At 72.1% G+C, this 25,605-nt stretch carries 24 protein-coding genes and 1 tRNA gene; 15 read left to right on the top strand and 10 right to left on the bottom strand.

Features of this window, described 5'->3' with window-relative positions:
* Window positions 1-3: 3 nt before the first annotated feature.
* Window positions 4-1,143, bottom strand: a complete 1,140-nt coding sequence (locus C2L58_RS25365) for an MFS transporter (protein ID WP_103340166.1) — start codon at window positions 1,141-1,143, stop codon at window positions 4-6.
* A gap of 182 nt (window positions 1,144-1,325) precedes the next feature.
* On the opposite strand from C2L58_RS25365, the gene C2L58_RS25370 reads away from it, so the two are divergent.
* From C2L58_RS25370 to C2L58_RS25380, 3 genes are all read left to right on the top strand, one after another.
* A complete protein-coding gene (locus tag C2L58_RS25370) occupies window positions 1,326-2,852 on the top strand; it encodes a DHA2 family efflux MFS transporter permease subunit (RefSeq protein WP_233225923.1) in 1,527 nt (508 codons plus the stop codon).
* Complete coding sequence (locus tag C2L58_RS25375; RefSeq protein WP_199191433.1) at window positions 2,833-3,432, top strand: acyl-CoA-like ligand-binding transcription factor; 600 nt, start codon at window positions 2,833-2,835, stop codon at window positions 3,430-3,432. The genes C2L58_RS25370 and C2L58_RS25375 overlap by 20 nt, the downstream gene beginning before the upstream one ends.
* 397 nt (window positions 3,433-3,829) lie before the next feature.
* Window positions 3,830-4,360 carry a hypothetical protein gene (locus tag C2L58_RS25380; protein WP_103340105.1) on the top strand — a complete coding sequence of 177 codons (531 nt, stop codon included), beginning with the start codon at window positions 3,830-3,832 and terminating at the stop codon, window positions 4,358-4,360.
* 76 nt (window positions 4,361-4,436) lie between these two features.
* Here the strand turns inward: C2L58_RS25380 and C2L58_RS25385 are convergent, their stop codons facing one another.
* Window positions 4,437-5,489: an alpha/beta hydrolase gene (locus C2L58_RS25385; protein ID WP_103340106.1), complete on the bottom strand. Its 1,053-nt coding sequence runs from the start codon at window positions 5,487-5,489 to the stop codon at window positions 4,437-4,439.
* Between the two features lie 126 nt (window positions 5,490-5,615).
* Between C2L58_RS25385 and C2L58_RS25390 the strand changes: the two genes are divergently transcribed.
* From C2L58_RS25390 to C2L58_RS25410, 5 genes are all read left to right on the top strand, one after another.
* Window positions 5,616-6,188, top strand: coding sequence for an NADPH-dependent FMN reductase (locus C2L58_RS25390; RefSeq protein WP_199191434.1), 573 nt, complete (start codon window positions 5,616-5,618; stop codon window positions 6,186-6,188).
* 135 nt (window positions 6,189-6,323) lie between these two features.
* Complete coding sequence (locus C2L58_RS25395) at window positions 6,324-6,746, top strand: organic hydroperoxide resistance protein (protein ID WP_013230586.1); 423 nt, start codon at window positions 6,324-6,326, stop codon at window positions 6,744-6,746.
* Window positions 6,747-6,788: 42 nt separating this feature from the next.
* Window positions 6,789-7,265 (top strand): Dps family protein, encoded by a 477-nt coding sequence (locus C2L58_RS25400; RefSeq protein ID WP_103340108.1) that lies wholly within the window; start codon window positions 6,789-6,791, stop codon window positions 7,263-7,265.
* Between the two features lie 87 nt (window positions 7,266-7,352).
* Window positions 7,353-8,741: a glutamate decarboxylase gene (locus tag C2L58_RS25405; protein ID WP_103340109.1), complete on the top strand. Its 1,389-nt coding sequence runs from the start codon at window positions 7,353-7,355 to the stop codon at window positions 8,739-8,741.
* 47 nt (window positions 8,742-8,788) lie between these two features.
* Window positions 8,789-9,415, top strand: a complete 627-nt coding sequence (locus C2L58_RS25410; protein ID WP_103340110.1) for a TIGR03085 family metal-binding protein — start codon at window positions 8,789-8,791, stop codon at window positions 9,413-9,415.
* Here the strand turns inward: C2L58_RS25410 and C2L58_RS25415 are convergent.
* The 5 genes from C2L58_RS25415 to C2L58_RS25435 are packed head-to-tail and all read right to left on the bottom strand — an operon-like array spanning window position 9,381 to window position 15,388.
* Window positions 9,381-10,073 carry a hypothetical protein gene (locus C2L58_RS25415; protein WP_233225924.1) on the bottom strand — a complete coding sequence of 231 codons (693 nt, stop codon included), beginning with the start codon at window positions 10,071-10,073 and terminating at the stop codon, window positions 9,381-9,383. The genes C2L58_RS25410 and C2L58_RS25415 overlap by 35 nt on opposite strands.
* Window positions 10,070-11,869, bottom strand: a complete 1,800-nt coding sequence (locus tag C2L58_RS25420) for a carbamoyltransferase family protein (protein WP_103340111.1) — start codon at window positions 11,867-11,869, stop codon at window positions 10,070-10,072. Before C2L58_RS25420 ends, C2L58_RS25415 begins: the two co-directional genes overlap by 4 nt.
* Before the next feature lie 26 nt (window positions 11,870-11,895).
* Window positions 11,896-13,143, bottom strand: coding sequence for a hypothetical protein (locus tag C2L58_RS25425; protein ID WP_103340112.1), 1,248 nt, complete (start codon window positions 13,141-13,143; stop codon window positions 11,896-11,898).
* Window positions 13,140-14,381 carry an ATP-grasp domain-containing protein gene (locus C2L58_RS25430; protein ID WP_103340113.1) on the bottom strand — a complete coding sequence of 414 codons (1,242 nt, stop codon included), beginning with the start codon at window positions 14,379-14,381 and terminating at the stop codon, window positions 13,140-13,142. The genes C2L58_RS25425 and C2L58_RS25430 overlap by 4 nt, the downstream gene beginning before the upstream one ends.
* A complete protein-coding gene (locus C2L58_RS25435; protein ID WP_103340114.1) occupies window positions 14,378-15,388 on the bottom strand; it encodes a glycosyltransferase family 2 protein in 1,011 nt (336 codons plus the stop codon). The genes C2L58_RS25430 and C2L58_RS25435 overlap by 4 nt, the downstream gene beginning before the upstream one ends.
* A gap of 321 nt (window positions 15,389-15,709) precedes the next feature.
* Here C2L58_RS25435 and C2L58_RS25440 point away from each other — a divergent pair, with 321 nt between their 5' ends.
* The 5 genes from C2L58_RS25440 to C2L58_RS25460 are packed head-to-tail and all read left to right on the top strand — an operon-like array spanning window position 15,710 to window position 19,752.
* Window positions 15,710-16,417, top strand: a complete 708-nt coding sequence (locus C2L58_RS25440; protein WP_103340169.1) for a hypothetical protein — start codon at window positions 15,710-15,712, stop codon at window positions 16,415-16,417.
* The gene (locus tag C2L58_RS25445) at window positions 16,414-17,454 is read left to right on the top strand and encodes a GNAT family N-acetyltransferase (protein ID WP_103340115.1); all 1,041 of its coding nucleotides are present in this window, start codon (window positions 16,414-16,416) and stop codon (window positions 17,452-17,454) included. The genes C2L58_RS25440 and C2L58_RS25445 overlap by 4 nt, the downstream gene beginning before the upstream one ends.
* A gap of 26 nt (window positions 17,455-17,480) precedes the next feature.
* The gene (locus tag C2L58_RS25450; RefSeq protein ID WP_103340171.1) at window positions 17,481-18,518 is read left to right on the top strand and encodes a hypothetical protein; all 1,038 of its coding nucleotides are present in this window, start codon (window positions 17,481-17,483) and stop codon (window positions 18,516-18,518) included.
* Window positions 18,515-19,534 (top strand): GNAT family N-acetyltransferase, encoded by a 1,020-nt coding sequence (locus C2L58_RS25455; protein ID WP_103340116.1) that lies wholly within the window; start codon window positions 18,515-18,517, stop codon window positions 19,532-19,534. Before C2L58_RS25450 ends, C2L58_RS25455 begins: the two co-directional genes overlap by 4 nt.
* Before the next feature lie 32 nt (window positions 19,535-19,566).
* A complete protein-coding gene (locus tag C2L58_RS25460) occupies window positions 19,567-19,752 on the top strand; it encodes a tautomerase family protein (protein ID WP_013230573.1) in 186 nt (61 codons plus the stop codon).
* 40 nt (window positions 19,753-19,792) lie between these two features.
* On the opposite strand, the gene C2L58_RS25465 is transcribed toward C2L58_RS25460, so the two are convergent.
* Window positions 19,793-21,643: a S9 family peptidase gene (locus tag C2L58_RS25465; protein ID WP_103340117.1), complete on the bottom strand. Its 1,851-nt coding sequence runs from the start codon at window positions 21,641-21,643 to the stop codon at window positions 19,793-19,795.
* 39 nt (window positions 21,644-21,682) lie between these two features.
* On the opposite strand from C2L58_RS25465, the gene C2L58_RS25470 reads away from it, so the two are divergent.
* Window positions 21,683-22,453 carry a methyltransferase domain-containing protein gene (locus tag C2L58_RS25470; protein WP_103340118.1) on the top strand — a complete coding sequence of 257 codons (771 nt, stop codon included), beginning with the start codon at window positions 21,683-21,685 and terminating at the stop codon, window positions 22,451-22,453.
* 126 nt (window positions 22,454-22,579) lie between these two features.
* Here the strand turns inward: C2L58_RS25470 and C2L58_RS25475 are convergent.
* A tRNA-Pro gene (locus tag C2L58_RS25475) sits at window positions 22,580-22,653 on the bottom strand.
* A 29-nt stretch (window positions 22,654-22,682) separates the two neighbouring features.
* Window positions 22,683-23,663, bottom strand: coding sequence for a metallophosphoesterase (locus tag C2L58_RS25480; RefSeq protein WP_199191435.1), 981 nt, complete (start codon window positions 23,661-23,663; stop codon window positions 22,683-22,685).
* A gap of 178 nt (window positions 23,664-23,841) precedes the next feature.
* Here C2L58_RS25480 and C2L58_RS25485 point away from each other — a divergent pair, with 178 nt between their 5' ends.
* Window positions 23,842-25,560, top strand: a complete 1,719-nt coding sequence (locus C2L58_RS25485; protein WP_103340120.1) for a serine/threonine-protein kinase — start codon at window positions 23,842-23,844, stop codon at window positions 25,558-25,560.
* Window positions 25,561-25,605 lie beyond the last annotated feature (45 nt).

Raw genomic sequence — 25,605 nt, forward strand, 5'->3', positions numbered from 1 at the left:
GCGTTAGTTGCAGGTCTCGGCGAGGGCCGGTTCCGCGGCGGTGGCCGGGGCCCGGCGGCGGAGCAGGCCGGCCGAGGCGATCACCAGGCCGCCGACCCCGGCCGCCACGAAACCCCATTCCGGGGTCGAGTGGTCGATCGCGAAGCCGACCACCGGGCCGCCCACGGCCAGGCCGAGCCGGGTGAACGCGTCCTGCAGGCCCATCGCCTCGCCGCGGACCTGCGCCGGGGCGAGCCGGCTGACCGTCTCGGTCGTGGCCGACAGCGTCGGCGCGCACATCAGGTTGGTCGGGATCAGCGCCAGCATCAGCAGCCACCACGGGTGGTCCGCCAGGCCGACCGGGATCACCAGCAGCGCGAGCAGCAGCATCAGCACGCCCTGCGGCAGCGACCGCTTCACCACGCCGTGCACGATGCCGCCGGTGATCGAGGCGATGCACATCACCGCGATGACCAGGCCGGTCACGCCGAGCTCGCCGTTCGCGCGCAGGGCCGCCAGCGTCGCCAGTTCGGTGCCGACGAGCACGAACAACGTGCCGCCCGCGATCAGCAGCGTCCCCACCAGCCGGCCGGTGAGCCAGCTCCGCAGCGGCGGCCGCGGGCCGAGTTCGTCCGCCTGGCCGGCGCCCTCGCGGATCGGCGGGTCGACGAGCCAGATCAGGAACGCCGTGCCGCCGAACAGCACGCCGAGCGCGGTCAGCGTCCACATCGGGGACAACGCCGTGATGGCCGCGATGCCGGCCGCGGGGCCGATCATGAACGTCGCTTCGATCGAAATCGTGTCGAGCGAGTAGGCCGCGCGGCGCTGCTCGGGCGGCACGAGCGTGGCCAGGGCCTGCCGGGCCAGCGAGCCCGCCGGCACCGAAAGCATCCCGGCCGGGATCGCGACCACGGCGAGCGCCTCGAACGGCAGGTGCGGCGCGGCGATCCAGAACACGGTCGTGCCGATGCCGCAGATCGCGACGACCGGGCGCAGCCCGTACCGGTCGAAGCAGCGGCCGAGCATCGGCGCGCCGAGCGCCATCCCGAGCGTGACACCGCCGCCGACCAGCCCGGCGGCGCCGTAGCCGCGGCCGAGCCCGGTGACGATGTACAGCGTCATCAGCACGCCGTTCATGGTCATCGGAAGGCGTGCCAGGAACATCAGGGCCATCGTCGACGGGACGCGGGGGACGGAGAGCACCCGGCGGTAGGGCTGCAGCGGCACGTCCTCGATGAGAACCCAAGGTGGTACGTCCGTGCAACATATTTCCGGCCGTTCCCCCTGGTGCCGGGAAATTATGATAGCTACTCTCAGTTGGTAGTCGCTATCAATTGGGGGTCACTATGACTCAAGGACATCCACGCAGGTGGTGGGCGCTCGGCGCGCTCGCGGTGAGCCTGCTGACCATCGGCCTCGACCTGACGGTGCTCAACGTCGCCGTCCCGACGCTGGCCGTCGACCTCGGCGCCACGACCACGCAGCTGCAGTGGTTCGGCAACGCCTACACGCTGGCGCTGGCCGCGCTGCTGCTGCCCGCGGGCCTGCTCGGCGACCGGTTCGGCCCGAAGAAACTGCTGCTCGGAGCCCTTGCGGAGTTTGGCCTGGCCTCGCTGTGGTGCGCCTACGCCGGTTCGCCGGGCGAGCTGATCGCCGCTCGCGTCGCGCTCGGCGCCGGGGCCGCGTTCCTCATCCCGTTGTCGCTCTCGCTGCTGAACGTCCTGTTCCCGCCGGAGGAGCGGGCGAAGGCGCTGACGACCTGGGTGATGGCGATGTTCGCCGGCATCCCGCTCGGGCCGCTGCTCGGCGGCTGGCTGCTCGACCACTTCGCGTGGGGCTCGGTGTTCCTCATCAACGTCCCGATGACCGCGATCGGCGTCGCCGCGGTGCTGTTCCTCCTGCCCCGCACGCCGGGTTCCGGGCGCGGCGCGATCGACTTCACCGGTATCGCGCTCTCGGCGGCCGGGCTGCTCGCGCTCACCTACGGGTTCGTCCACGCCGGCGAGCACGGCTGGGCCGACCCGGCGACGTACGGCCTGATCGGCCTGGGTGCCGCGCTGGTGGCGGCGTTCTGCTGGGCGCAGACGCGGGTGGCCGCGCCCCTCACCGACCTCGCGCTGTTCCGCGAGCCGCGGTTCGTCTGGGGCGCGGTGCTGGCCACGGTGGCGTCGTTCGCGCTGATGGGCCTGTTGTTCGTGCTGCCGCAGCTGTTCCAGGCGGTGCAGGGCGCCGACGCGCTGCAGACCGGCGTGCGGCTGCTGCCGCTGATCGGCGGGATGCTGGTGTCGGCGAAGCTCGCCGAGCGGCTGGTCGCCGCCCTGGGCGTGCGCGGGGTCGTCACGGGCGGGTTCGTGCTGCTCGCGGCCGGGCTGGCGTGGGGCTCGACGACGTCGCCGTCGGGCGGCTACGGCGCCACCGTGGGCTGGGAGCTCGTGATCGGGCTGGGCACCGGCGCCACGCTCCCGCCGCTGATGACGATGGCCATGGGCGCGCTCACCGAAGGCCGCTCGGGGGCCGGTTCGGCGCTGATCCAGGTACTGCGCCAGGTCGGCGGCACCATCGGCGTCGCGGTGCTGGGCACGGTGCTCAGCGGCGGCTACCGCGACGGCGTCGACGTGCGAGGCCTGCCCGCGCCCGTCGCCGACGCGGTGCGGGGCAGCGCCTCGGCCGCGGTCGCCGTCGCGGAGCAGCTCCACCGGCCCGAGCTCGCCGCGTCCGCGCGGGCCGCGTTCACCGACGGCATGGCCGCGACGCTGTGGGTGTGCACCGGCCTCGGCGTCGCCGGAGCGCTGCTCGCGCTGGTGTTCCTGCCCGGCCGGGCGGCGGCGGGAGCGCAGCCGCGAGAATCGGAGCATGACGTCGTCGCCAGCTGAGCCCACGGGGCTGCGGGAGCGGAAGAAGGCCAAGACGCGCGCCGCGATCCAGCGGCACGCGTTGCGGCTGTTCCACGAGCAGGGCTACAGCGCCACGACGGTCGACCAGATCGCGGCCGCGGCGGAGATCTCGCCCAGCACCTTCTTCCGGTACTTCCCGACGAAGGAAGCGACGGTGCTCTACGACCCGTTCGACCCGGTGCTCATCGAGGCCGCGCTGGCGCAGCCGCCCGAACTCAGCCCGGCCGCCGCGCTGCGGGCCACCGCGGACACCATCCGCGCGCAGATCCCCGCCGAGGAGTGGGAGCGGGAACGCCGGCGGCAGGTGCTCGTGTTCCGCGAGCCCGAGCTCCGCACCGCGGTGATGGACAAGTTCGCGGAGGGCATCGACCTGCTGGCCGGGATGGCCGCGCGCCGCACCGGCCGGTCGGCGGACGACTTCGAGGTCCGCAACTGGGCGGGCGCGGTGGTCGGGGTGGTCATGGCCGCGTTCGCCGGGGCCGCGGCGGACCCCGGCGCCGACACCCTGGTGATCCTCGACCAGGCGCTGGCTCACCTGGAAGCGGGCCTGCCGCTCTGATCGGGCGTGCATTCCGGAATTGATTTCGCCTTTTCCCGGCCACCTCGGGGGGAACCGTGTGGGTGGCGGGGCGAGCGTGGGGGACGCCCCATCTGGAGCAGTCGGGACACGCGGTCCGACGGAGTGATGAAGCTAAATGATCACTGTTTACACTCGTGTGGGTTACCGAAGCGTTCCATAGTGGACGGATGCTACCAGCGGTGATCCTCGGAATCGGTCATGATGATCTTCGGGGGGACGGGCAAGGTTTCGGGGTTAATCCAATGCGGGCCAGTTCGCCTCATGCAGATCCGGCACGTAAGGGTGTTAAACATCCCGAATCGGTGATCGGGTGGCTTATCTCCGACACGGGGGGTATCGATTTACCTCGTCAGGTCTCGATGCCAGGAGGTAAGGAATGAAAGCCAAGTTCGGGCGAGTCATCGCCCTGGTGGCGGCCGGCAGTCTGCTGGCGGTGGCGACGGCGGGGAACGCGTCGGCGAGCCCGGGAGGGGGCAAGGGTTCCTCCAGCACCCAGGCCCTCGCCGCGCAGGTGCTCCAGATGCGTGACGACCTCACCAAGGTGGCCTACGCGGGCAACGTCGGTGCCACGCGGACGGACCTCGGTCAGCTGAGCCCGGTGCTCGGGGACATCGCGGCCGGCAAGCGCTACACGATCCAGACCGAGACCGGGCAGCTGGCGGGCCTGGCCAAGGGCCGTGCCGACGAGTCCACCCGGCTGCTGGCCGACCCGACGGCGAAGGCGCGCCAGCTGCCGCCGCTGCCGTTGCCGATCCCGTCCCTGCCCGATCTGCCCGGCCCGCTGAAGATCGTCAGCGACCTGGTGAAGGCGCTGCTCGCGGCCGTCACCGGCATCCTGGGCGGGCTGCTCGGCGGGCTGCCGGTGCCGCCGCTGCCCCTCCCGGTGCCGCCGCTGCCGGGGTCGTAGCCACCGAAGGAAACCGGGGGCCCGGAGCCCGGCCGCGGACATTTCTCCGCCGCCGGGCTCCGGCGTTCCCGGCGGTTCAGTGCACTTTGGACAATCCCTGCCGCAGGGCACCCGCCATCTCCGCCAGCGCTTCCCGGAACCGGGTGCCGACGCCGGTGAAGTTGATGAACCCGTGGATCAGGTCCTCGTGCCGGCGCAGCGCCACCTCGACCCCCGCCTCGCGCAGCTTCTCCGCGTACGCCTCCCCTTCGTCGCGCAGCGGGTCGAACCCCGCCGTGACGATCAAGGCCGGCGGCAGGCCGCTCAGGTCGTCCGCGCGCAACGGAGAGAGCCGCGGGTCGGTCAGATCGGTGCCTTCGGGCACGTAGTGGCCCTCGAACCACTTCATGTGCACGTCGGTCAGGAACAGGTTCTCGGCGAACAGGTCCTGCGAGCGGTAGCGCCGCGCGAAGTCCGTCGCCGGGTAGATCAGCAGCTGGAACGCCGGCACCGGGCCGCCGCGGCGGACGGCCTGCTGGGCCGTGACGGCGGCGAGGTTGCCGCCCGCGCTGTCGCCGCCGACCGCGATCCGCGCCGGGTCGGCACCCAGGTCGCCCGCCTTCGCCACCGCGTAGTCGAACGCCGCCAGCGCGTCTTCCGTCGCCGCCGGGAACGGGAACTCCGGGGCCAGCCGGTACTCGATCGACAGCACCCGCACCCCGGCGTGCTTGGCCAGGAAGCGGACGGCGTTGTCGTGGCTCGCGCGGGTGCCGATCACCCAGCCGCCGCCGTGGAAGAACACCAGCAGCGGCGACTCCTCGGGCAGCCCCACCGGCGTGTACAGCGTGGCCGGGAGCTCGCCATCAGGCGTCGGGACGGCGATTTCGCGCACCGAAACCGGCTCGATCGGCTTGCCGCTGACCAGGTGCCTGGCCGCGTCGAGCAGCGTGCGTGACCGCTCGACCGACCCGCGCACCAGCTCGGCTCGAGCGATCCTCTGGAGCCGGAGGAGAAGCTGGGCGTCGAGCGCGAGGTCCTGGCCGTCGATGCGGACGGTCCGGCCCGCGGCGGCCCGCCGCACCGGCGTGGGCAGCCAGAACGCCAGCTGTGACGCGGCCGCTTGGACACGGACCGGGAGCGGGATCGCCATGGTTCCTCCATCAGCCTCGGGATGCGGGTCAGGTTACTTGCCAGTAGGTAGCTGGTCCAGGTGTGACCGGGACCTCCGTCCCAGACTCTGGTCCTCCAGTTATGTCGAGGGGTTAGCCTGGAAAACGTGACTTCAGCCAGGACGGTCAACGTGCTCGGGATCGGCGGCTCTCTGCGTGAGGGCTCGCAGTCCGAATGCGCGCTGAAGATCGCGCTCGACGGCGCGGCCGAAGCGGGCGTCCGGACCCGGCTGATCACCGGCCCGGAACTCGTGCTGCCGTTCTACGACGCCGGCGTCCCGGAGCGCGACGAGCGCGCCACCCGGCTGGTGGCCGCCATCCGGGAGGCGGACGGGATCATCGTCGTCTCGCCGGGCTACCACGGCGCGCTGTCCGGCCTGGTCAAGAACGCCCTGGACTACGTCGAGGACCTGCGGGAAGACCGCCGCCCCTACCTGGACGGCCGCGCGGTCGGCCTCGCCGCCGTCGCGTTCGGCTGGCAGGCCGCGGTCACCACGCTCGATCAGCTCCGCACGATCACGCACGCCCTGCGCGGCTGGGCCACCCCGCTGGGCGGCTCGATCAACTCGGCCGAAACCAAGTTCGACGAGGCCGGCGGGGCTTCAGACGAGAAGAGCATCCGCACCCTTCGCCTGATCGGGCGACAGGTCGCCGAGTTCGCGGTGACCCGCGCCGCATAGCGTTTCGCCTCGGGGTAGCCGGGTACGCCATCAGACGTGATGCCCGCCATGTGGGGGCACTGTTCCGCGGGTGCGGGATGTTGTGCCCAGTGAGACGCTCGCTGTGGAGCGTCCGCGACAGAAGGCAGGCTGAGCATGGGTCAGGCGATCTACACCGCGGTGGCAACGGCGCGCGGCGACGGCCGCAACGGCGAAGTGACGTCGTCCGACGGCGTCATCGACGAGTCGCTGGCCATCCCGAAGGAGATGGGCGGCCCCGGTGGGGACAAGACCAACCCCGAGCAGCTGTTCGCCGCCGGCTACTCGGCCTGCTTCCACAGCGCTTTGCAGCTGGTCGCGCGTCAGGCCAAGGTCCCGCTGAACGGCTCGACCGTGACCGCGGAGGTCAGCGTGCTCAAGCAGGAGGTCGGGTTCGGCCTCGGCGTCGCGCTGAACGTCTCGCTTCCGGGCCTCGACCAGGCCCAGGCCGACCAGCTGGTCGAGCAGGCGCACCAGGTGTGCCCCTACTCCAACGCGACCCGCGGCAACATCGAGGTCGCGCTCTCCGCCACCGTCTGACCCCCGACACTCCGCACGAGTCCGAGGAAAGGATCACGCCAGATGAGCAAGTCTCCGATCAAGAGCCCGCTTTCCGAGGCCGACAAGGAGATCACCGGCAACGCCCTCCAGGCGACGCTGGTCGACCTGGTCGACCTGTCCCTCATCGCCAAGCAGGCGCACTGGAACGTCGTCGGCTCGAACTTCCGCAGCGCGCACCTGCAGCTCGACGAGCTCGTGAACACCGCGCGCCAGTACGTCGACGAGGTCGCCGAGCGCGCCAACGCCATCGGCATCTCGCCGAACGGCAAGGCGAAGACCGTCGTCGAGAGCTCGGGTGTGCCCGACTACCCGGACAACTGGCAGTCGGTCGAGGCCACGGTCGCCGCGATCGTCGACATCCTGGCCGCGCTCATCGAGCGGCTGCGCCAGCGCATCGACGAGACCGACAAGAGTGACCTCGTCACGCAGGACCTGCTGATCGAGATCACCCGGGCGCTGGAAGAGGCGCACTGGATGTGGCAGGCCCAGCAGGCCTGATTTCCCGCCAACCGATTTTTCCACCAAAGGGGCCGTTCCGGACGGAGCGGCCCTTTTTGTGCGCCCGGGCCCAGTACGTTCGGTGGCATGGTCTTGCATCAGGGGAAAGCCGACCGCCCGGACCGCACGGCGGGGACGAACCCGCTCTACGCCGGGGCGAACCCGGCCCTCGCGGCGGGCTTCGTCATGCCGCACGACAAGCTGCGCGAGGACTCGCTGCCGCCGGACACCGCGCTGCAGCTCGTGCGCGACGAGCTGATGCTGGACGGCAACGCGCGGCTCAACCTCGCCACGTTCGTCACGACGTGGATGGAGCCGCAGGCCCGCGAGCTGATGGCCGAGTGCGTCGACAAGAACATGATCGACAAGGACGAGTACCCGCAGACGGCCGAGCTGGAGCGGCGCTGCGTGAACATGCTGGCCGACCTGTGGCACGCGCCCGACCCGGCCGACATCATGGGCTGCTCGACGACCGGGTCGTCGGAAGCGTGCATGCTCGCCGGGATGGCGCTGAAGCGGCGCTGGGCCCGCCTCGGCCGCGCGGGCAAGCCGAACCTGGTCATGGGCGCGAACGTCCAGGTGTGCTGGGAGAAGTTCTGCGAGTACTGGGAAGTCGAGCCGCGGCTGGTCCCGATGGACGGCGACCGGTACCACCTGACCGCCGACGAAGCCGTGGCGCGCTGCGACGAGAACACCATCGGCGTGGTGGCGATCCTCGGCTCGACGTTCGACGGCAGCTACGAGCCGGTCGCGGAGATCGCCGCGGCCCTGGACTCGCTGGAGGAGCGCACCGGCTGGGACATCCCGGTGCACGTCGACGGCGCTTCGGGCGCGATGATCGCCCCCTTCCTCGACCCGGACCTGGAGTGGGACTTCCGCCTGCCGCGCGTGGCGTCGATCAACACGTCGGGCCACAAGTACGGCCTGGTGTACCCGGGCGTCGGCTGGGTGATCTGGCGCGACAAGGCCGCCCTGCCGGCCGAGCTGGTGTTCAACGTGAACTACCTCGGCGGCGACATGCCGACGTTCGCGCTGAACTTCTCCCGCCCGGGCGCCGAGGTCGCGGCCCAGTACTACACGTTCGTCCGGCTCGGCCGCTCCGGGTTCCAGGCCGTCCAGCAGGCTTCCCGTGACGTCGCCCTGCACCTGTCTTCAGGAATCGCCGCGCTCGGGCCGTTCTCCTTGCTGACGCGAGGCGATCAGCTGCCGGTGTTCGCGTTCACCACCCACCCGGACGTCGGCTTCGACGTCTTCGACGTGTCCCGCCGGCTGCGTGAGCGCGGCTGGCTGGTCCCGGCGTACACGTTCCCCGAGAACCGGACGGACCTGGCGGTGCTGCGGATCGTGGTCCGCAACGGCTTCACGCACGACCTGGCGGACCTGCTGCTGGCCGATTTGAAGCGGGTGCTCCCGGAACTGGAGCAGCTGGGTGGCCGCCCGAAGGACCCGGCGAAGGCGACCGCGTTCCACCACTAGCTCACATCGCGTCGCCAGGGCGGCTACCGGCGGGTAGCGTCGACGTCATGGGTGTCGCTGCTGACGAACGCCGGGCGCTGAGTGCGCTCTTCGAAGATCTCGGGCCGGACGCGCCGACGTTGTGCGAGGGGTGGACCACGCGGGACCTCGCCGCGCACCTCGTCGTGCGTGAACACCGGGCGGATGCCGCTCCCGGCATCGTCGTGCCCGCGCTCGCCGGGTACACCAAGAAGGTGCAGGACCGGTACGCCGCGAAACCGTGGGCGAACCTGGTCGAGCAGGTGCGGAGCGGCCCGTCGAAGTTCTGGCCCACCGCGATCGGCCCGCTCGACGAGCTCACCAACACCGCCGAGTTCCTCGTCCACCACGAGGACGTCCGGCGCGCGCAGGACGGCTGGGAACCGCGGCCCGCGGACCCCACCCGGGACGCCGCCGCCTGGCGCGCGGCCAAACAGGGCGCCAAGCTCAACCTCCGCAAGGCGCCCGTCGGCGTGACGCTCAAGACGCGCGACGGCCGCGAGGCCGCCGTGAAGACCGGGCCGGACCCGGTCACCGTGGTCGGCGACCCCGTCGACCTGCTGCTGTTCGTGTTCGGCCGCGACGCCGTCACCCTGGACTTCGAGGGCGACGCGGCCGCCGTCACGAAGCTGCAGGCTGCGAACCGCGGACTCTGACCGTCACCCACCGCCCCACCGGCAGCGCGACCACGATCGCGGCCAGCACCAGGTGCACGGCCATGAACGCGACCGCGGCCGGGATGCTCGGCGGCCCGCCGAGGAACACGATCATGTGCGACGCCCACTTCAGCTCGGTCGGCTTCGTGCCGGCCGACCAGACGTCGTTGAGCGCCCAGAACGTCAGGTCGTTGACGCCGGAGATGACCACCAGGATCGACGCGACACCCACCTTGAGCACGTTCGCCGTCCGGCCGCCGCCGAGGCGGTAGGCCAGCAGCGCGAACAGCACGATGAACGTCGTCACGAACAGCTCGAACTGGTACACGGGCTGGAAGTCCTGGTCCGGTGAGCGCGCGAAGCCCTGCACTCGCATCACCAGCTCAGTGTCCAAATAGGACATGTAGACGAACACGGCGAACACGAGCAACGCGGGCCCGAAGCGGCCCCGCGGGAACAGCGAAACCGTCAGCACCGCGAAGACGAACGGGCACAGCTTGAACGCCCAGTCGCCGACGTTGTCCAGCGTCTGGTCCGGCGGCAGCACCACCATGATCAGCAGTGTGGTGACCACCGCGGGTACGGCGGCCACCAGCCACAGCCATTGCCGCCGCCGGTAGAGGGCGGCGACCAGGCCGGGCGATTCCAAGAGCGTCACAGTTCCTTCTCCACCCAGAACGGTCCGAGCGCCAGCGCGTCGACGTCGGTCTTCAGGTAGCAGGCGATGGCGTCCTGCGGGCTGGCGACGATCGGCTCGTTGTTGTCGTTGAACGACGTGTTGACCACCATCGGCACGCCGGTGAGCTTCTCGAACTCGCTGATCATCCGGTAGTACAGCGGATTGTCCTCCTGGCTGACGGTCTGGACCCGCGCGGTCCCGTCGACGTGGGTGATCGCGGGGACCTCGGCGCGCTTGTCCGGCAGCACGTCGAACACCAGCAGCATCACCGGCGACGGGTAGTCGCTGACGAAGTACTCGCCCGCGCGTTCGGCCAGGCACGACGGCGCGAACGGGCGGAACGCCTCGCGGTGCTTGACCTTCTCGTTCATCCGGGTCTTCGACTCGGGGTCGCGCGGGTCGGCGACGAGGGAGCGGTTGCCGAGCGCCCGCGGCCCGCACTCCATCCGGCCCTGCACCCAGCCGACGATGCGCCCCTCCGCCACCTTCGCGGCCGTGTGCGCGGCGATGTCGGCGACGCGGGTGTACTCGACTCCGGCGTCCTGCAACGCCACCTCCATCTCGGCCTCGGTGTAGTCCGGGCCGGTGTAGGTGTAGCCGTCCCGCGGCCGGGGGCGGTGGTACTTGCCGACCGAGACCTCGAGCGCGGCCCCGAGCGCGCAGCCGTCGTCGGCGGCCGCGGGCTGGGCGAAGAAGTCCTCGAACGGCGTCTCCAGCAGGATCCGGCCGTTCATGACGCTGTTCAGCGCGACGCCGCCGGCGACGCACAGCCGCTTCGAACCGGTCTCGCGCTGGAGCCACCGCGCGAGGTGGAGGCCGGCTTCCTCCAGCGTCACCTGGAGGGCGTAGGCGATGTCGCAGTAGTGCTGCGGCACCGGGTTCTCGGCCGTCACGCGGGTCTTCGGCCGCGCCGGGCCGAAGGTGTCGGTGAACTTCTTCGCCATCACGTGCTTGCCGGTCCGGTGGTGGCCGAACCAGCTCAGGTCCAGCTCGAAGCCGCCGTCGTCGTCGAGGTGGATCAGCTGCTTGAACGCGTCGACGTAGGTGTCCTCGCCCAGCGGCGCGAGTCCCATGATCTTGCCCTCGTCGCGAGTCGGGTAGAAGCCGAGGTAGCCGGTGACGCCGGCGTACATCGCGCCGAGGGAGTGCGGGAACTTGATGCGCCGCAGGTCGGCGATCCGGTCGCCGCGACCGTGCGCGAGGTACGTGGCCGTGCCGTCGCTGCCGATGCCGTCGAACGTGAGCACGGCCGACTCGTCCCACGGCGAGATGAAGTAGCCGCTGGCCGCGTGCGCCCGGTGGTGGTCGACCAGGTGCGTCTTGAACTTCGTGGGGCCGGTCCACTCCGCGGCGTCCTTGACGTCCTGCGCGAGGGTGTAGGACCGCTTGATGTGCGCCAGGACCGCGCCGCCGACGTGGTAGTCGTCGCTGCCCGAGCCACCGCCGGTCTTGAACGTGTCCACCATCCCCGCCGACTTGCCGCCCTCGTCGCCGTTGTCGTTGCGGAAGACGTCCAGGGTGCCCGGGAAGTACCGCGCGAACACCTTGGCCGCGTGGATGCCTTCCTTCCAGCGCTGCCAGTAGTAGGCGACGTGGTCGACGTCGGCGAGGGTGATCCCGCCGCGGTCGAGGCAGAACTTGATGGCCTCGGCGGGGAAGCCGCCGTCGTGCTTGACGCGGGTGAAGCGTTCTTCTTCGGCGAAGGCGATGATCTCGCCGTCGCGCACGAGTGCCGCGGCCGAGTCGTGGACCCTGCTGATGCCCAGTACGTACATGACTTCCTTCTCCCCTTGTGCAGACATCAGTGACGGCGGACCAGGCGCCGCAGGACGGCGGCCTTGACCGTGAGTGCGAGGACGAGCGCGGCGAACCCGCCCACCGGCCCGAGCGGCGGGACGAGCAGGGCCGCGGCGACGGCGGTCGCGGCCAGTGAGACGACGGCGGCGCCCGACGTCAGCGTCAGCACCTTGCTGTTGGTGTTTTCGACGAGGAAGCTCGCGTAGATGCCGGTCGCGTACAACGCCGTCTCGACGAGCACGAGCACCCCGAGCACGACGTAGCTGTCGGCCGTGAGCACCGCCCGGGTCGACGGCACGGCGAGACCGGCGGCCAGCAGCACCGCGAACGCGATCCCGCCGCGTTCGACCAGCTTCAGCAGCTCGGCCGCCCGGGCCCGGCCGGCCGCCGCGCCGGTCCCGCGCATCCGCCACGACGCCGTCGGCTGGTGCACCCTCAGCTGGTAGAACAGCAGCGAGCAGAACGCGCTCGAAACCAGCAGGGCCAGGTAGAACGGGCCGCTTTCGGTGGTCCGCCCGGACAGCGCGAACACGCCGAACACCACCGAAGTCGCGAGCACGTCGAGCACTTCGGTCAGGCCGAGCAGGACCGTGCTGCGCCCGAACGCGGGCAGCAGCCGGTGCCCCGGCAGCCCCCCGCCGCGCAGCCACGGCCGGGGCAGCAGGGCGACCGAAACCCCGAGGATCACCAGGAGACCGCCGAGCAGCATCGCCAGGTGCGCCCCGGGCGGCCACCGCACCGCCCACGTCACGCAGGTGACGGCGGCGACCACGGCCGAACCGGCGGTAAACGCCGCCGCGTCCAAAGTGGACTTACCGCGCAGCCGGTGCAGACCGGACACGGTCATCAGCAGCCCGCCGGAGATCGACCACGCCGCCGCCGTCAGGTACAGCGCCGCGTCCGACCGCGGTGCCACCACGAGGGCGACGGCCATGGCGGCCAGCACCACCAGCACCGGCACCGCGGCGAGCCGGACCGCGAGCGCGGCGACCGCGTCCCGGGTCAGCCGCAGCCGCGGGAGGGCCTTGAGCGCGGACTTCTCCGCCGCGCCCGGGATGAAGTTCAGCCAGGTCACCAGGCCGAGCGCGGTGGCGAACCGCCCGTAGTCGCCGGCGCCCCACGCGGTGATCAGGACGAGCCCCATCAGCTGGACCGACAGCCGGAACGCGCCCCGGCCGGCGAGCAGCCGCAGCACCACCGCCGGCCGTGGCGGCGCCACGGCCGGTGCGGCGGCGACCGAGGGGCCCGTCACGGCAGCGGTACCGCCATGTCCTGCTCGTGGAGCAGGAACTTGAGCGTGCCGCGCACGGCGTTCTCCGCGGTGAGCAGCTCGGGCACCGAGCCGGCGGTGAGCACGACGTAACCCAGCTTGTGCCCAGCCTGCTCGTACGGCCGGACGAACGAACCCTCGTCGGCGAACAGGTGGAGCCCGACCACTCCGGGCATGGCGCGCACGTCCTCGGCACCGTCCACCCGGGACAGGTGCCCGCCGCGGTCGGACGCGAGGACGTGCACCAGCGTCGGCTTCGGTTCGTGCAGCTCCAGCCGCACCTCGTCGCCGGTCGCGGTGGCGATCCCGGCGGCGATCAGGTCGGCGCCGTGGCACTGCGCGATCGCTTCCGCGAGCCCGTTCCCGCCCATGCGCGCGCCCATCTCGACGAGGTACAGCTGCCCGTCCCGGCCGAGCACGGCGTCGAGCGTGAGCGGCCCGCTCCGGTAGCCGAGCTCGGTGCAGATCAGGTCGAGGGCCTCGACCAGCTGGAGCTCGGCGTCCGCCGGCAGCTCGGCGGGCAGCAGGTGCGACGACGTCACGAAGAACGGCGGCGGGGTGAGCGTTCGTTCGGTGACGGCGTGGAAGACGATCCGGCCGCCGACGACCAGCGCCTCGATCGTGAAGTGGGAGCCGTCGAGGTGTTCCTCGACGACCAGCCGTCCGGAGGGGGAGAACGCGAGCGACTCGCTGAACGCCGCGGTCAACCGGCCCGGACCGGCGCAGGAGACGACCCCGCGGCTGCCGGAGGAGTCGACCGGCTTGACCAGGGCGGGGAACCGCAGCTGCTGGGCCGCGTGGACCAGTTCCGGTCCGGGACGGCCGCTGACGCTGCGGTAGCCCGGCAGGCCGAGGTGGTCGCAGAGGGCGCGGAACACGGACTTGTCGGTCGAGGCTTCGACCGCGGCCACGGGCAGCGGGTCCGGCATGCCCCAGTGCCGGGTCAGCCACGCCAGGGCGGGCAGCCCGACGTCGCTGGCCGGGCTCAGCACGCCGGCGAGGTCACGGCGGCCGTCGAGCGCGGCCGCGATCTGCTCCGGTGCGCGCACGCTGACCTGCAGGAACTCGTCCGCGTACGCCACCGCCGGCGCACCCGGCCGGACGTCGACGCAGAGCGTGCGGAACCCCAGTTCCCGCGCGCGCTCGTAGGTGCTGACCGAACCGTCCGCGCCCCCCAGGATCACCAGGGTTCTCGCCGGGTCGTTGTTCGAACTCGTCACGCTGAAACGCCTTTCCCCAGTTGCACATCGATGAGCCGGGGACCCGCCGGGTCCGCCGAGGTGAAGAGCCGGTCGTCCGCGTCGACGGCGACGTTCGCTTCCCGGACGTAGAACTGCCGCGGCCGCGGTTGCCCGGCGCCGACCACGACGAGGTAGCGCACGGTCAGCGACAGGACGACCAGGAGCACGCTGAGCAGCGCGAACAGCAGCGCGGCCGTGGCGCTCGCGCCGAGCAGCCCGAAGGTGGCCGCGCCGGCGGCCAGTACCCCGAGCCCGCCGGCGACCAGGGCCGTCACGGACGCCGCCGTCGTCAATCGTCTGGTGAAGCCGACGAACAGCTCGATGGCGTGCGAAGCCAGGAAGCCGAAGCCCACCTTCGACTCGCCGCGTTCCCGGGCCCGGTGCGCCACCTGGACGCAGGTGTACCGGCTGGTCAGCCGGGGGACCGTGGCCAGGAAGTACGGCGTGCCGAGCCGCAGGTCGACGATCTTCCGGGCCAGCTCGGCGCGGACCAGCCGGAACGCCGTGGCCCCCGGCGGGATCTCGATGCGCAGCACGCGCCGGCCGAGGAAGTGGAACGCGGCGGTGCCCCAGCGCCGCAGCCGCGGGTCCTGGCGGTTGGTGCGGACGCCGAACACCGCGTCGTTGCCCTGCTCGGCCGCCGCGATCAGCTTCTCCGCCTCGGCGGCGGGGAACTGCTGATCGGCGTCGACGTGCAGGATCCACGGCTTCGCCGCATACCGGTAACCGGCCGAGAAGGCGGCCTCGAACCCGAAGTTGCGGGAAAAGGACAGATAGCGCACGCGCGGGTCACCGGCCGCCAGTGAACGGATCACTTCCAGTGACCCGTCGGTGCTCCCGTCGTCGACGTAAAACAGTTCCAGCGGGTAGTGACCTAGTTCGTTGGTTATTTCCCGATAGGACGGTTCGAGGTTTTCAACTTCGTTGAAGCACGGAATGACTACGCTGAGTCCACTTTGGGTTGGTCCAGGGAAAGTCCTGGTCATCGACGGCGCCTGGCGCGCAGGGCCGGTCTCGTGGTCATTCGGTCACCGAACGTGGTATTACTACTCATGAATCCCCCAGTGGATCCGGTAAGACGGCTTGCCTGTCTGTGCGACCTGCGAGTTATAAGCAGAAAAGGTTCCGTTTGGGGACGGCTTCGGCGGGAATTCCTCCTTTCAGCCCAGGGAGGAAGTCGCGACTTTAGGGCATTCGGTCTGTTCTTCCGTGAAGTTGCTTCCCAAAGCCGACCGGATGGCTCAGACTCCTGCGCCATGGGGAATCCGGGGGTGTCCTTGGTGTGGCGTGCCGCCTATCGGCGGGCGGTGCGGTCGGCGTTCGCCACCGTGCCGTTCTACCGCGAGCGCTGGGCGCTCGACGGCCGGGAGGACCCGGTCGTCGTGCCCGGTCGCACCGGGACGAACGGTGGCGCGGCGCCCCTCGCGGAAGCCGTGCACAAGCTCGTCGACCTCGTCCCGCTCGCCGGCGGCGCGTCCCGGCCCGATCCCGTGCGCGGTCTCGGCCGGGTGCTGCGGACGGCACGGGCTCCCGGGCCCGGGAGCCTGGTCGTCCTGCTCGGACCGGACGACCTGCGGCCGCCGGCCGACCTGCCGAAGGGGGTGCGCGGCTGCGTCGCGGACCCGGACGGGCCGAACGCGCCGGTGCTTCGCGAGCTGACGGCCGCCCTGCACCGGGGGCACCGCGTGCTCGTGGTCGGTGACGACAAGGCCATCGCCGCGTTCCCCGGCGAAGACCGCGTCGAGGCCGTGCCGCACCGCGAACTCGACTCGCTGGACAGCGGTCCCTACGGCGTGCTGCACGACCCGGTGCTCGGGTACCTCGGCGCACTGGGGAACTGCGGCCGCTGGCACCTCGACTGGCCGCACGTCTACGCGCGGCCGACGGACGGCGGGCTCGCCTTCACCCTGCTGCGCCAGGATTCCCCGCGGTTCGTGGACATCCTCCCGGCCGGCGGGGTGCGCGGCGAGATCGCTCCCTGCCCGCGCCACGGCACCCCGGTCGTCCTCACATGAGGTTCGAGTTCCACGACCCCCGCGTGGACCCGGCCCCCGCGGGCTGGGCGGACTTCTTCCGGACCGCGCGGCTGCACCCGGTGTGGGACTACGAGCTGCTGGGGCTCGAAGCGTGGGGCGCGCGCAACCCGCAGCGGATCGCCGTCGCGACGGACGGCGGCGAGGTCGTGGCCGGAATGTCCGTCCTGGTCTGCTACCCGCGGCTGGCTCCGCGGTTCGCGCCCGCGCCGGGGCGGCGATCGCTGCGGCCGTTCTGGGCCGAAGTGTTCCTGCCGTGGCTGAGCGGCTACCCGGGCATCGTGTTCGCACCGGGTTTCCCGGTAGGCGACCGGGCCGGGCTGCTCCGGGAGTTCGAACGGGCGCTGCGGCGCCACCTCGGGCCCGGCCTGCTCGGCGTCCTCTACCGCGCGATCGACGAGGAGTTCGCGGGGCACACGGCGGGCCGGGGCCGCCTGGTCCGGCTCGCGCAGCCCACGGCCGTGCTGGAGAACCGGTTCGAGTCCGAAGAGGACTGGCTCAAGACGCTCCCCGGTGCCCGGCGCTCCAGCCTGCGCCGGCGGCGCCGCCGGATCGCCGAAGACCCGGAGCTGGTCGTCCGCGGGGGCCCCGGCCGCGACGACGTCGACGGCGCCGAGGTCGCCGCCTTGGTCAAGGCGCACCGGGAGCGCTACGGGAAGCTGCCGCTGGACACGCGCACGGTCCCGTCGGCGGGCTTCCTGCACCGGTTCGTCCGGCGCCCGGACGTGCACACGCTCACCTACGCCGACCCCAGCGGCCGGCTGCTCGCGGTGAACACCCTGCTCGACCACCCGGACAGCCCCTGCATGCAGCACTGGGCGGCGCTGCCGCTGGACGAGCGCGGCCGGGGTTCGGGCCTGTACTTCGATTCCTACGTCCGCGCGGTGCGGTTCATGACGCAGCGCGGGGCGAAGGAGCTGTCGGCTGGCCGGGGGATGAACGAGCTCAAGGAGGAGCTGGGTTTCCTGCCGCGCAAGCTGTACGCGGCGGCGGCACCGAGGCCGGTGCTCGGCCGGTGACCGCGCCCGCCTCGACGACGTCGGTCGTGGACGTCCACGACCCCCGGACCGATCCGCCGCCCGAGGGGTGGGCCGGCTTCCGCGGCCGCTGCCTGCCGCCCGTGTGGGATTACGAGCTGCTGCGCCGCGAGGCGTGGCTGGCGAAGAACCCGCCGGTGCTCGCGGTCGTCCGGCGGGGCGCCCGGGTCGTCGGCGGGCTGTCGGTGATGGTGTGCCGCGGCTGGGGTGCGCGGGAGTTCGCGCCGGTGTCCGGTGGCCGGTTCCCGCTGCGCTGGGCCGAGGTCTACCTCCCGCTGCTGAGCGGCTATCCCGCGTGCGTGTTCGACGACGACGTCGACGCGCCTTCGCGGCGCGAGGCGATCCGCGAGTTCGAACGGGCACTGCGGCGGTACGTCGGGGCCGGCCTGCTCGGGGTGGTCTACCGGGCGATGAACCCGGAGCTGGTGCCGGCGCTGGCGGGCCGCGGCCGGATCAGCCGCGAGATCGATCCGGCCGCCGTGCTGCGCAACACGTACGCCACGCCGGCCGAGTGGGAGGCGTCGCTGAGCCCCGAGGTCCGGCGGTACCTGCGCGCCGACGTCGCCACCGAAGCCGCGTTCGGGCGCACCGACCTCGACCCGCACGAGCTGGCGGTGCTCCTCAACGCCCACCGCGCCCGGCAGGACGAACGCGCCTGGGCGGGCGGCCAGCGCTCGCGTGTCGGCGGCCTGCACCTGGACACCCGCAGCCCGATCGCGTCCGGGTACCTCGACGCGCTCGTCCGGCGGCCGGACGTGCTGACCCGCACCTACCGCGACGGCGCCGGCCGGCTGCTCGGCTTCAACACGATGATCGACCACGAGAGCGGCTGCGCGGTCCACCACTGGGCGGCGCGGCCGAGCGCCGCCGGTGGCCGGAAGGGGCTCTATGTCGACTGTTACGCGAAGTGCGTGGCGCACATGATCGCCGCCCGCCGGCCGGAACTGACCGCGGGCCGGGCCATGCTGCCCGAGAAGTCCGCGCTGGGCTTCGGCACGCGGAGCCTGTTCTCGGTGGCCGTGCCCCGGCCGGTGCTGGGCCGATGATCGACGTCCTCGACCCGCGCCACGACCCGGAACCGGCGTACTGGACGGCGTTGCGCGAGCGAGCCGGGCTCCGGGCGGACTGGAGCTGGGAGGTGCTCGTCACCCAGGCCTGGGCCGCGCGGACCCCGCAGCCGATCACGGTGTTCCGGGACGGCGACCGGCCGTGCGGGGTGGTCAGCGCCGCGTGGGTGACCGGCCGCACCCGGCGGTACCGGTTCGCCGGTGCCGGCCGGGGCCGCGTGGGCGGGCTCGACGTCCGGGGGCCCGGCGCGAGTTCGCAACCCGGCTGGTGGTTCGCGGAGGACGACGCCGACGGCGGCGTGCGGCGGCTGCTCGAAACGTACGTCCCGGCGATGCGGGCCGTGCTCGGGCCCGGGTTCGGCGGGCTGCTGCTGCGGCAGATCGGCGCGGCGGGGCGGGACGCCGTCTCCGGCCGGTTCCGGCTGGTGCGGCAGACCGAGGACATCGCCGTGCTCGACCTCGCGGGGTTCGGCTGCCGCGACGACTGGATGAACTCCCTGGCCCGGAAGCGGAAGCAGAACCTGCGCAAGATCTTCCGCACCTTCGACGCCGATCCGTCGGCCGAGGTGCGGTTCGTGCCGGGGAAGGACGCCGACCCGGTCGCCGTCGCGGAGGTGCTCCGGGTGAACGAGCGCAAGCACCGCGACGTGCCGATCGTGCCGCTGCCGCACTTCACCGGCTACCTGACGGCGCTGCTGCGTCAGCCCGATGTCGGGGTGATCGAGTACCGGGACACGCGTACCGGCCGGCTGCTCGCCCTGGCGACGTTGTTCGACCACCCGGCGCAGCCGATCGCGCGGCACTGGGGTGCGCTCCGGCCGGAGGACGGCGGCCGGCCCAACCTGTACTTCCACTTCTACGGCGAAGCGGTGCGCTGGGCGATCGAGAACGGGCGCGCGTCCGTGGTGTTCGGCAAGAAGATGGCCGAGATGAAGGCGTCACTGGGGGCGCGGCTCGTACCCCAGTACGCGGCCGCCATCCCGGCGTGGTGCTAGCTTCCGGGCGTCGCCTACCTGCAGGAGCCGCCATGCCGATGATCAGCGTTGCCATGTTCCCCGGCCGCACGCCGGCCCAGAAGAGCGCCCTGGTCCGGGAGCTGACCGACGCCTTCATCCGCACCTGCGGCGGCAAGCCCGAAGGTGTCCAGGTGACGCTCGTCGAGGTCGGTGCCGACCACTGGGCCACCGGCGGCGTCCTGCACTCCGAACGCTGAGCCGCCGCCGGGAGACCGGGCAGGTCTCCCGGCGGGTGCGTCAGCGGAGGCCGAGGGCCCGCAGTGCGAAGTGGACCTCGATCGACGTCTGCTTGATCGTCTCGGCGATCACCAGCGAGCCGTGGCCCGCGTCGTAGCGGTAGAACTCGTGGTGCAGGTCGCGGCCGCCGAGCCGCTCGAGGTAGTTCTCGATCTGGCGGATCGGGCAACGCGGGTCGTTGTCGCCGGCCAGCACGAGCACCGGCGCCGTCACGGCGTCGACGTACGTGATCGGCGAGCACTCCCGGTACACCGCGGGCACGTCCTCCGGCGAGCCGCCGAAGATCCCGCGGTCGAACGAGCGCAACTGCTCCATCTCGTCCTCGTACGCGGCGACGTAGTCCGCCACCGGCACCCCGGCGACACCCGCCGCCCACCGCGTCGGCTGCGTGCCGAGCGCGAGCAGGGACAGGTAGCCGCCCCACGAAGCACCGTTCACGACGCACTTCGCCGGGTCGCTGAGTCCGGTTTGGACGGCCCAGTCGTGGACCGCGGCGACGTCCTCGAGCTCGGTCAGCCCGGGACGGCCCTCGATGGCGTCGCGCCAGGCCGAGCCGTAGCCGGTCGAGCCGCGGTAGTTGACCTCGACCACGGCGAACCCGGCGTCGAGCCAGGTCGCGCGGTAGGCGGAGAAGCGGTCCTCGTCCGCCGCGTGCGGGCCGCCGTGCAGGGAGAACACCGTGGGCAGCGGGCCGTCCGGCGCGCCCGAAGGCCGCGAGAACAGCGCGTGGATCCGGCCGCCGACGCCTTCGACGAACGCGTCGGTCACCGGCTCCGACCCCGGCGCCCGCTCACCCGGCGGTTCGAGCAGGATCGCGTCGGCGCCGTCGGTGGTCCGCGCCCGCACCGCGGTCGGCTCGGCGGCACTGGACCACGAGTACTCGACCGTGCCGTCCGGGCGGACGCCCGCCCCGCCGATCCGGCCGGCCGGAGTGTCCACTGAGGACAATGCAGCCGTGTCGAGGTCGTAGCGGTACAACGAACTGCGGCCCTCGTGGAACTGGACGACGAGCAGGGCGCGCGCGTCCGGGTACCAGCCCGCGACGACCTCGCCGGGCAGGTCCAGCTCGATTTCGGTCTCGGTGTCCGCCTGGACGTCCCAGACCAGCAGCTCCTCGCGGCCGCGCCGCTCGTGCACCACCAGCAGCCGCTGGTCGCCGGGCCGCGGGGAGAATTCGAGCGCGGAGAGACCCTTGCCCTCGCCGTCCCACTTTTCGGCGACGGCTTCGAACCCGTCGGTCGCGAGCACCCGCAGCGCGGGGTGGCGCGAGTCGCCGTGCTCGGAGTGCGAGATCGCGATCAGGCTCTCGTCGCGGGACAGGGACGCGATGCCGGCGTCGTCCGGGTGGCTGTAGAAACGGCGCGTCTCGCCGCCGATCCGGGCGAACAGCTCGCTGCCGTCGTCGGTCGAGACGCCGACCGCGACGATCTTCGCGCCGATCTCGAGCCCGGCCTGGTAGCCGTCGTGGACGTCCGGGACGGCCTTCTCCGGCTTGCTGCCCTCGGTCGCGGCGAACGGCTCGCGGACCCAGGCGCCGAACTCGTCGCCGTCGGTGTCGTCGAACCACCAGATCCACTCGCCGTCCGGGGACGGCGTCGAGTGCAGGGTGCCGTTGGGCCGGTCGGTGACGCGGCGGTGCTCGTCCGTCGCGCGGTTCCAGGCGTACACCTCCCAGACGCCGCTGGCGTTGGAGACGTAGACGTTGGCGTCAGGGGCGTCGCGGGCCCACTCGGGCACGGAGATGCGCGGGGCGTGGAAGCGGGCGCGCCAGCGGGCTTCGGCTTCGGCGTCGTCGAACAGCCGGTCCGGGACCACCGCGGGCGGGAATTGCTTGGCTGACTGCGTGCTCACCCCTCGATCCTGCCACCTTCTGGCCGTACTGTGTGCGGGGTGCTGGAGGGTTACGCGCCGGGCTACGGGCGAGACGCGGTGTCGATGATGTCCGCGCGCACGTCGGCGGAGCGCGCGACGTTCGCCCAGCCCCTGTTCCGGCCGGGGATGTGGGTGGTCGACCTCGGCTGCGGCCCCGGCTCGATCACCCTGGGCCTGGCCGCGGAGGGCCGGGTGACGGGCGTCGACCGCGACGCGGGCCAGGTGGCGATGGCCCGGGACGCGGCCCGCCGCGCTGGACGCTCCACAGTGGACTTCCTGGTGGCGTCGGCGTACGACCTGCCGTTCGCGGACGGCAGCGTGGACGTGGCGTTTTCCCATGCGCTGTTCGAGCACCTGGCCGCCCCGCGGGACGCGCTGGCCGAGCTGCACCGGGTGCTTCGCCCCGGCGGCCGGCTGGCCTTGTCCACATCGGACTGGAGCAAGGCCCGCCTGCGCCCGAAGACGGCGAACGTCGACGCCGCGCTGCGCGGCCACTACCTGCTGCGCCGCCGCGCGGGCGGCGACCCGTTCGCCGGCCGCTCGATCACGGACCACTGCGCGTCCGCGGGGTTCACCGGGATCGTCTCGCGCGCCCGCTACCGCGAGGACATGACGTACCGGGGGCTGGCGAAGTACGTGGAGTCCCGGCTGAGCGAGGCGGTGGCGGACCCGCAGTTCGGCCGCGACCGCGACCAGCTGGCGAGCGCAGCTCGTTCGGCGCAGACGTGGGTGCGCAGCGGGGACGGCGACTTCAGCCAGTGCTGGGTCGAGGTGACGGCCACGCGATAGCCGGGACGCGCGGGGGTCCGGGGGCGAAGCCGCCCGGCGGGGTTTGGGGTTCGACCCCAAAAAACACCGAGAGGGCCGGAGTGGTTGGCGTTTTCCGCCAGCACACCGGCCCTCTCGGCGCTCTCGTCGGGGTGGCGGGATTCGAACCCACGACCTCCTCGACCCGAACGAGGCACGCTACCAAGCTGCGCCACACCCCGAGGTACTGCTTAACGGGTCGTGGAGAAGTCTAGCGGACCGTGTCACGGGCTTTCCGGCGGGCCGCCTTACGCGGTTCCTCGGTGCCTGATCCGCGCGGGACCAGCGTCAACAGGCTCGCTTCCGGCGGGCACGCGAACCTGGCCGGGGCCCACGGCGACGTCCCCAGCCCGGCCGAGACGTGCAGCCACATGTGCGCTCCCCACCGCGACGCCCCCCGTGCCCGGCTGCGATCCAGGTCACAGTTGGTGACGATGGCGCCGTAGCCCGGGAGCCGGAGCTGGCCGCCGTGGGTGTGGCCCGCGAGGACGAGGTCGTAACCGTCCGTGGCGAACGTGTCCAGCACCCGCGGCTCCGGCGAGTGCGTCACGCCGAGGCGCACGGCCGCGCCGCTGTCGGCCGGGCCCGCGATGTCGGCATAGCGGTCGCGGCGCAGGTGGGGGTCGTCGACGCCGGCCGCGAAGACCCGCTGCCCGCCGACGTCGATCGTGCGGCGGACGTGCGTCAGGTCGGTCCAGCCGTGTTCGACGAACGCCGCGCGCAGGTCGCGCCACGGCAGCTGGACGCCGTGGATGCGCTTCTTCTTGCCCCGCGGCATCAGGTAGCGAGCCGGGTTCTTCGGCTTGGGCGCGTAGTAGTCGTTGCTGCCGAAGATGAACACGCCGGGCCGGTCGAGCAGCGGGCCCAGCGCCCGCAGCACCGCCGGGACGGCTGTCCGGTGCGAGAGGTTGTCGCCGGTGTTGACGACGAGGTCCGGGTTCAGCTCGTCGAGCGCGGCGACCCAGCGCTGCTTGCTGTGGTGGCCGGGCAGCATGTGCAGGTCCGAGACGTGCAGGATGGTGAACGGCCGGGACCCGGGCGCCAGCACCGGGAGTTCGGCGGTGCGGAGGGTCCAGCGGCGCCGTTCGATGCCCACGGCGTAACCGAGGGTCGCGGCTCCCAGCGCGACCGTCCCCGCGGCGAGGCGCGCGGCCGTCGCCCCCGACGTGCGTGTGTTACTGAGCGTGCTCACGAAGTCCAGGATACGTGCTCAACAGTTGGATGACTTCGCCGCCGTTCCGGGGAACCTCGCGCTTAGCATCTGCGTCGGCCTGAATGGGGTCTTTCGGGGGTTCCGGGTGGCGGAGCCCCCGGCTCGGGGCGAAGCCCCGGTTGTCACGGGTCTTGAGCCGGGGGGCTTGGGGAGAACGATGGAGCAGTTCGGGCCGTACCGGATCGAGGGCCTGCTGGGCCGCGGTGGCATGGGCGAGGTCCACCGCGCCTACGACACGGCGCACGACCGCGTCGTCGCGCTGAAGCTGTTGTCCGAGCCGTTCGTCACCGACGAAGCCTTCCGCGCGCGCTTCCGCCGCGAGTCGCAGATCGTCGCGCGGCTGCGGGAACCGCACGTGATTCCGATCCACGCCTACGGCGAGATCGACGGCCGCCTGTACCTCGACATGCGGCTGGTCGAGGGCCGCGACCTCAAGGAGCTCCTGGCGGACGGGCCGCTCGACCCCGCGCGGGCCGCCGGGATCGTGGCGCAGGTCGCGGGCGCGCTCGACGCCGCTCACGTGGACGGCCTGGTGCACCGCGACGTCAAGCCGTCGAACGTGCTCGTGACGAGCGCCGGCTTCGTGTACCTGGTGGACTTCGGCATCGCGCGGTCGATGACCGCCGAGGGGACGTCGATCACCGGCACCGGCAACGTGATCGGCACCCTCGACTACATGGCGCCGGAACGCTTCGGCGACGCCCCGATCACCGGGCTCGTCGACGTCTACGCGCTGGCGTGCGTGTTCTTCGAGTGCCTCACCGGGCACCGCCCGTTCCCGGCGGAGGGCGCGGCGGCGCAGATGGGTGCGCACCTGACCGCCCCGCCGCCGGTGCTCTCCCGGGCGCGCCCGGGCCTGCCGCCGGCGTTGGACGCGGTGGTGGCGCGCGGGATGGCGAAGAACCCGGCGGACCGGTACCCGACGGCGGGGGCGTTCGCCGACGCCGTCTCCGCGGCGGTGACCGCACCGGCACCGCCCATCCCGACGTGGCAGAAGACGCTGCCGGGCGTGGTGCCGCAAGCTGCTCCGGCGCCGATGACCCCGCCGCGGCCGATGCCGCTCCCGACCGCGCCGCACCCGGGCCCGCCGACGGGACCGTTCACCGGACCGCCGAGCGCCCGGTTCCCGGCCCCGGTCGCGCCGCCGCCGGCGCCGCCCGCGAAGTCGCAGCGGAACCGGTGGATCGCGCTGTGCGCCGTGCTGGCGGGCATCGTCGTGGTGGCGCTGGTGATCACGTACGTCGTGACGCGGGACAGGACGACGCAGACGGCCGGACCGGGACCGACGACGAACCCCCCGACGACCGGTGAGCCGTCCACGCCGCCGACGGAACCGTCCCCGGAGACGTCGGCTCCACCGTCCACTTCGGAATCGAAGCCGGCCCACGACGAGCGCCTGGCCGCCGCGGTACCGCCGATCTACCGGACGTGCACCGACGCGGCAGCGCCCGCCGGAGCGGTCGCGGCGGTCGAGTGCGCCGGTTCGACCGTCGGAGACGTCAAGATCGGCAACGTGTGGTTCGCCGAGCCGACCGGCGCGCGATTCCTCCGCTTCGCCGACGCCGCGGCGATGGACGCGTTCTTCCAGAACATCGTGAGGACGCAGGGCCTCGCCCGCAACGACGCCCAAGGTGCGTGCCGCCCCAAGACGTACCCCAAGATCTGGGGCACGTACTACCGGGCGGAGGTCCGCAACCCGGTCCCGGGCGAGTACCTGACCTGCTTCCTGGGCGACCCGGCCCAGCTGGTGTGGACCGAGAAGAAGAACCTGGTGGCGGGCATCCTGCTGTCCACGAAGGTCAGCACCGCCGACGACCTCGACAAGCTCTACGCGTGGTGGAACTCGTTGATCCTGGTGGACATGGGAAGCGGCTGACCGAGACGAAAGCGGGGCGGGAGGTTCCGCACCTCCCGCCCCGCC

This window comes from Amycolatopsis sp. CA-126428 (assembly GCF_002904335.1).
Taxonomy (GTDB): domain Bacteria; phylum Actinomycetota; class Actinomycetes; order Mycobacteriales; family Pseudonocardiaceae; genus Amycolatopsis.